The following is a 6,762-nucleotide window of genomic DNA, read 5'->3' as shown; positions in this document are numbered from 1 at the left end:
ACCTCGTTACAGCCTTCGAGCTGCTGGAAGTCGTCCATCGAGGGGTCCTGCGCCTGGAGCATCGTCCCCATCGCCCCGTCGGCGACGACCACGCGGGTGGCGAGCGCCTCTCGGAGGGCGTCGACCCGGGTCGTGGTGTCTGCGGGCGGGTTCGGCAACGAGGCCATGGCGGGGCTCCCTGGGATGCGACGGCTGTCGGCTTTGCACCCCCGCTTCGTCAAGGGTGCACTCGGTCAGGGTAACCGGGCGGACCTGCCCCGGTGCGGTCGTCCCACTGGGCGGACTGCATTCTTTGCGCGGGACGTCCGACGGGGTGCGCCGGTCGGGTGGGGGGCCGGGAGCTCGCGGTGTGACGGCCTCACCATGCAAGAGGTCGGCATCGACCGATAGTGTTCAGCATTGTCGAACTACGTCAGCAGGAGGCTGCGCGATGGCACGGAACATCCAGTCGCTCGAACGAGCCGCTGCGATGCTGCGACTTCTGGCGGGCGGGGAGCGCCGGCTGGGACTGTCGGACGTGGCGTCCGCCCTGGGCCTGGCCAAGGGGACGGCGCACGGCATTCTGCGCACCCTCCAGGCGGAGGGTTTCGTCGAGCAGGACCCGGCCTCGGGCCGATATCAGCTGGGCGCCGAGCTGTTGCGCCTGGGCAACAGCTATCTGGACGTGCACGAGCTGCGCGCCCGCGCCCTGGTCTGGACGGACGATCTGGCCCGGGCGAGCGGCGAGAGCGTGTACGTGGGGGTGCTGCACAAGAGCGGGGTGCTGATCATGCACCACGTGTTCCGGCCCGACGACAGCCGTCAGGTGCTGGAGGTGGGGGCCATGCAGCCGCTGCACTCCACGGCCCTGGGCAAGGTGCTGTCCGCCTACGACCCGGTGGCGCACACGGAGGCCCTGGAGGTGGAGCGGGAGCCGTTCACCCCGCGTACGGTCACGGACCCGATCGGCTTCGAGGAGATCCTCGGGCTGACGCGGGCCCGCGGCTGGGCCTCCGACGTGGAGGAGACCTGGGAGGGCATCGCCTCGGTCGCGGCGCCCATCCACGACCGGCGCAGGATGCCGGTCGGCGCGGTCGCCGTGGCGGGTGCCGTGGAGCGGGTCTGCGGGGAGTCCGGGGAGCCCCGGGCGGCCCTGGTGGCCTCCGTGCGGGACTGCGCGCGGTCGGTTTCACGCGACCTGGGGGCGGGCCGGTTCTGAGCTTGACCTGACTCGTTCGCCCCACCCGAGACCCACCCCGTGCGGCTTCAAGCTGCATATGGGTGGGTTTTGCCTTTTACTGATCATGGATTGGCCGGATTTGGTCGATCGTACCGAGTGGTAACGATCCGATTCTTTGACCTGGCCAGGCCTTGACGGGTTCTTCACACAGGCGGAAAACTGCCGTTCATCGGTCGGCAATGTCGAACACCTACCGGCAATACGCGTTAGGATGCGACAAGGCCAAGGACCGGTGCAGCACTCACCGAGTGCGCGGAACCACCGGAGGTACCCAGGTACCAGGTGTCCGCCCACCCCTGGACGTAAGACAAAGGAGTCGCGGGTGTCCAGCTCCGACATCTTCATCGGCGAGACCATCGGTACCGCCCTGCTCACTCTGCTCGGCGGTGGCGTCTGCGCCGCCCTCACGCTCAAGAGCTCCAAGGCCCGCGGCGCGGGCTGGCTCGCGATCACCTTCGGTTGGGGTTTCGCGGTCCTGATCGCCGCCTACGTCTCCGCACCGCTCTCCGGCGCGCACCTGAACCCGGCGGTCACCGTCGGCATCGCCATCAAGACCGGCGAGTGGGGCGACGTCCCCGTCTACTTCGCCGGCCAGCTGCTCGGCGCCATGCTCGGCGCGGTCCTGATGTGGATCACCTACTACGGCCAGTTCCGCGTGCACCTGGCGGACCCGGAGAACATCAAGGACGCGCGGCTCGGTCCCGAGGACCCGCACCCGCACGACGTCGCGGGCCCGGTGCTCGGCATCTTCTCGACCGGCCCCGAGATCCGCAACGTGGTCCAGAACCTCGCCACGGAGATCATCGGCACCTTCGTCCTGGTCATCGCGATCCTCACCCAGGGTCTCCAGGACGGCGGCAAGGGCCTCGGCGTCATCGGTGTCCTGATCACCTCGTTCGTGGTCGTCGGCATCGGCCTCTCGCTGGGCGGTCCGACCGGCTACGCGATCAACCCGGTCCGCGACCTCGGTCCCCGCATCGTCCACGCCCTGCTCCCGCTGCCCAACAAGGGCGGCTCGGACTGGGGGTACTCCTGGATCCCGGTCGTCGGCCCGCTCGTCGGTGCCGCACTCGCCGGCGGTCTGTACAACATCGCGTTCGCCTGATCAGCATCGGCCCGCGCTCGTAAGATCCGCACCGCATCCTGATTCCGCCTACTCATAGACCTGCCAGGAGCAGCCACATGACCAGCAGCACCGGCCCCTTCATCGCCGCGATCGACCAGGGCACCACCTCCTCCCGCTGCATCGTCTTCGACCGCGACGGCCGCATCGTCGCCGTCGACCAGAAGGAGCACGAGCAGATCTTCCCGAAGCCGGGCTGGGTCGAGCACGACGCCACCGAGATCTGGACCAACGTCCAGGAGGTCGTCGCCGGGGCCATCGCCAAGGCCGAGATCACCGCCGCCGACGTCAAGGCCGTCGGCATCACCAACCAGCGCGAGACCACCGTCCTGTGGGACAAGAACACCGGCGAGCCGGTGCACAACGCGCTGGTCTGGCAGGACACCCGCACCGACGCCCTGTGCAAGGAGCTCGGCCGCAACGTCGGCCAGGACCGCTTCCGCCGCGAGACCGGCCTGCCGCTGGCGAGCTACTTCGCCGGCCCGAAGGTCCGCTGGCTGCTCGACAACGTCGAGGGCCTGCGCGAGCGCGCCGAGGCCGGGGACATCCTCTTCGGCACCATGGACTCCTGGGTCATCTGGAACCTCACCGGCGGCGCCCAGGGCGGTCACCACGTCACCGACGTGACCAACGCCTCGCGCACCATGCTGATGAACCTGCACACCCTGGCCTGGGACGAGAAGATCGCCGAGTCCATGGGCGTCCCGCTCAACGTCCTGCCGGAGATCAAGTCCTCCGCCGAGGTCTACGGGCACGTCAAGGAGGGCGTCCTCGCCGGTGTCCCGGTCGCCTCGGCGCTCGGTGACCAGCAGGCCGCCCTGTTCGGCCAGACCTGTTTCGCCGAGGGCGAGGCCAAGTCCACGTACGGCACCGGAACGTTCATGCTGATGAACACCGGCGACAAGATCATCAACTCCTACAGCGGCCTGCTGACCACGGTCGGCTACCAGATCGGCGACCAGAAGCCGGTCTACGCGCTGGAGGGCTCCATCGCCGTCACCGGCTCGCTCGTCCAGTGGATGCGCGACCAGATGGGCCTGATCAAGTCCGCGGCCGAGATCGAGACCCTGGCCTCCTCCGTCGAGGACAACGGCGGCGCCTACTTCGTCCCGGCCTTCTCCGGCCTGTTCGCCCCGTACTGGCGCTCCGACGCCCGCGGTGTGATCGCCGGCCTGACCCGGTACGTCACCAAGGCGCACATCGCCCGGGCCGTCCTCGAGGCCACCGCCTGGCAGACCCGCGAGATCACCGACGCCATGACCAAGGACTCGGGCGTCGAGCTCACGGCCCTCAAGGTCGACGGCGGCATGACCTCCAACAACCTGCTGATGCAGACGCTCTCGGACTTCCTGGACGCCCCCGTGGTGCGCCCGATGGTCGCCGAGACCACCTGCCTCGGCGCCGCCTACGCCGCCGGCCTGGCCGTCGGCTTCTGGCCCGACACCGACGCCCTGCGCGCCAACTGGCGCCGCGCGGCCGAGTGGACCCCGCGGATGCCCGCCGAGCAGCGGGAGCGCGAGTACAAGAGCTGGCTCAAGGCCGTGGAGCGGTCCATGGGCTGGGTCGACGACGAAGACGCCAGCTGACCTCACTCAGCCGACGCTATCGACGAGGAGCTAAGAGAGATATGAGCAGCCTGCAGAGCGTGACCGCACTGGGCACGCACCCGACCGCCGGTTCGAACGCGAGCCGCGCCGAGACCCGCGAGCAGTTGGCGAAGGCCACGTACGACCTCCTGGTCATCGGCGGTGGCATCCTGGGCACCTCGGTGGCCTGGCACGCCGCGCAGTCGGGTCTGCGGGTCGCCATGGTGGACGCCGGCGACTTCGCCGGCGCCACCTCCTCCGCCTCCTCCAAGCTCGTCCACGGCGGCTTGCGCTACCTGCAGACCGGCGCGGTCAAGCTGGTGGCCGAGAACCACCACGAGCGGCGGGTGCTGGCCAAGGACGTGGCCCCGCACCTGGTCAACCCGCTCACGTTCTACCTGCCGGTCTACAAGGGCGGTCCGGTGGGTGCGGCCAAGCTGGGCGCGGGCGTCTTCGCCTACTCCGCCCTCTCGGCCTTCGGCGACGGCATGGGCAAGGTCATATCCCCGGCCCGTGCCGTCGCCGACAACCCCGGTCTGAAGACCGACAACCTCAAGGCCGTGGCGGTCTACTACGACCACCAGATGAACGACTCCCGCGTCGCCGTGATGACGGTCCGCGCGGCCGTCGAGTCGGGTGCGGTCGTCCTCAACCACGCCGAGGTCACCGGGCTGCGCATGACGCGCGGTCGGGTCACCGGCGCCGAGCTCAAGGACCGCCTGGACGGCACCGAGTTCGGGGTCGACGCGCGCGTCGTGCTCAACGCCACCGGCCCGTGGGTGGACCACCTGCGGCGCATGGAAGACAAGCACTCGCTGCCGTCGATCCGCCTCTCCAAGGGCGCGCACATCGTCATGAAGCGCAAGTCGCCGTGGAAGGCCGCCATGGCCACCCCGATCGACAAGTACCGCATCACCTTCGCCCTGCCGTGGGAGGACCAGCTCCTGCTCGGCACCACCGACGAGGTGTACGAGGGCGACCCGGCCGACGTGCGCGCGACCGAGTCCGACATCCAGCAGATCCTGGACGAGGCGGCCTTCTCGGTGAAGGACGCCGACCTGGACCGCTCGCTGATGACCTACGCCTTCGCGGGCCTGCGGGTACTGCCCGGCGGCCCCGGCGGGGTCGAGAAGGCCAAGCGCGAGACGGTCGTCTCCGAGGGCGCGGGCGGCATGCTGTCGGTGGCCGGCGGCAAGTGGACGACGTACCGCCACATCGGCCGTGTGGTCATGGACAAGCTGGCCAAGCTCCCGGGCAGCCCGCTCACCGAGGACATGGAGCCGGTGAAGTCCCTGGTGCGCCGGGTGCCGCTGCCCGGTGTCGCGAACCCGAACGCGGTCGCGCACCGGCTGCTCGTCGACCGCGAGCCCGGTGCCCGCATGGACCCGCTGACCGCGCGCCACCTGGCCTCGCACTACGGTTCGCTGGCCTTCGACATCGCGCGGATCGCGAACGAGGACCCGGCGCTGGCCGAGCGCATCCACCCGGACGGTCCGGAGATCTGGGCGCAGGTCGCGTACGCCCGTGACCACGAGTGGGCCGAGACGGTCGACGACGTGCTGCGCCGGCGTACGACGGTGACGATCCGGGGCCTGGACGACGAGTCCGTGCGCGCGCGGGTCGAGGAGATGCTGGGCCGCAAGGCATAGGTCTCCCGCAGGTGGGGAAGAGGGGCGGTTCCAGGGGGGAACCGCCCCTCTGTCGTGGGCTGTGGCCGGTGTCGTCTCAAGGCTTAGGCTGGCCCACGTACACAAGGGAACTTCGGAAGGAGACCTGGGTGATCGAGCTTGAGGGCGTGCCCGAGCTGATCGACCCGGTCATGGTGGCCGCGTTCGAGGGCTGGAACGACGCGGGTGACGCGGCCTCCGGTGCGGTCGCGCACCTGGACCGGGAGTGGAAGGGCGAGGTGTTCGCGGCGCTCGACGCCGAGGACTACTACGACTTCCAGGTCAACCGGCCGACGGTGTGGCTGGACAACGGGGTACGGAAGATCACGTGGCCGACGACCCGGCTTTCGGTGGTCCGGATCGGCGGGGCCAAGCCGCGCGACCTGGTGCTGGTGCGGGGCATCGAACCGTCCATGCGGTGGCGGTCGTTCTGCAACGAGTTGCTGGGGTTCGCGCACGAGTTGGGCGTGGAGATGGTCGTCGTCCTCGGCGCGTTGCTCGGGGACACCCCGCACACCCGGCCGGTGCCGGTGAGCGGGGTCACCTCCGACGCGGACCTGGCGCGGACGATGGACCTGGAGGAGACCAAGTACGAGGGTCCGACGGGGATCGTGGGCGTGCTGCAGGAGGCCTGTACGCATGCCGGGGTGCCGGCGGTGTCGCTGTGGGCGGCGGTGCCGCACTACGTGTCGCAGCCGCCGAACCCGAAGGCGACGCTGGCGCTGCTGAACCGGCTGGAGGATCTGATCGACATCCGGATCCCGCTGGGTGAACTCCCCGAGGACGCGCGGGCGTGGCAGCTGGGCGTGGACCAACTCGCGGCGGAGGACAGCGAGGTGGCGGAGTACGTCCAGACGCTGGAGGAGGCGCGGGACACCGCCGATCTGCCGGAGGCGTCCGGGGACGCGATCGCGCGGGAGTTCGAGCGGTACCTGCGGCGGCGGGATCCGTCGGCGGAGGGGGGTGCGGTCGCCGGGGACGGGTCGTACCTGCGGGACACGTCCAGCGGGCTGACGCGGCCGCCGAAGCGGAAGCCGGACTCCCCGTCCGAGGAACCCCCGGCTCCGCCGGAGGAGCCGGGCGAGGACACCCCGGAGGCGTAGCGGAGGGGGCGGGTGCGGGGCCGCTGCGCGGAGCTGGTCCCCGCCCCGCCCTTCCTCCGTTCCC

5 protein-coding genes are annotated in these 6,762 nt (G+C 70.1%); all 5 read left to right on the top strand.

Features of this window, described 5'->3' with window-relative positions; translation table 11 throughout:
• Positions 1-430 precede the first annotated feature (430 nt).
• The gene (locus ACFYYJ_RS41015; protein WP_385134099.1) at positions 431-1,198 is read left to right on the top strand and encodes an IclR family transcriptional regulator; all 768 of its coding nucleotides are present in this window, start codon (positions 431-433) and stop codon (positions 1,196-1,198) included.
• 343 nt (positions 1,199-1,541) lie between these two features.
• Entirely contained in the window at positions 1,542-2,324 is a 783-nt protein-coding gene (locus ACFYYJ_RS41010) for an MIP/aquaporin family protein (protein ID WP_385134096.1), read from the top strand.
• A gap of 77 nt (positions 2,325-2,401) precedes the next feature.
• Positions 2,402-3,928 (top strand): glycerol kinase GlpK, encoded by a 1,527-nt coding sequence (gene glpK / locus ACFYYJ_RS41005; RefSeq protein ID WP_384758239.1) that lies wholly within the window; start codon positions 2,402-2,404, stop codon positions 3,926-3,928.
• A 41-nt stretch (positions 3,929-3,969) separates the two neighbouring features.
• Entirely contained in the window at positions 3,970-5,577 is a 1,608-nt protein-coding gene (locus tag ACFYYJ_RS41000) for an FAD-dependent oxidoreductase (RefSeq protein ID WP_384758236.1), read from the top strand.
• A gap of 128 nt (positions 5,578-5,705) precedes the next feature.
• Complete coding sequence (locus tag ACFYYJ_RS40995) at positions 5,706-6,698, top strand: PAC2 family protein (protein ID WP_385134091.1); 993 nt, start codon at positions 5,706-5,708, stop codon at positions 6,696-6,698.
• The last annotated feature ends 64 nt before the right edge of the window (positions 6,699-6,762 follow it).

The sequence above is a fragment of the Streptomyces sp. NPDC002467 genome, assembly GCF_042889825.1.
Classification (GTDB): Bacteria; Actinomycetota; Actinomycetes; order Streptomycetales; family Streptomycetaceae; genus Streptomyces.
This window is presented reverse-complemented; position numbering and strand designations above follow the sequence as displayed.

Bases quoted from the DNA above. Each gene is read 5' to 3' on its own strand.
- glpK (WP_384758239.1), top strand. From the start codon at position 2,402: ATGACCAGCAGCACCGGCCCCTTCATCGCCGCGATCGACCAGGGCACC.
- ACFYYJ_RS41015 (WP_385134099.1), top strand. From the start codon at position 431: ATGGCACGGAACATCCAGTCGCTCGAACGAGCCGCTGCGATGCTGCGA.
- ACFYYJ_RS41000 (WP_384758236.1), top strand. From the start codon at position 3,970: ATGAGCAGCCTGCAGAGCGTGACCGCACTGGGCACGCACCCGACCGCC.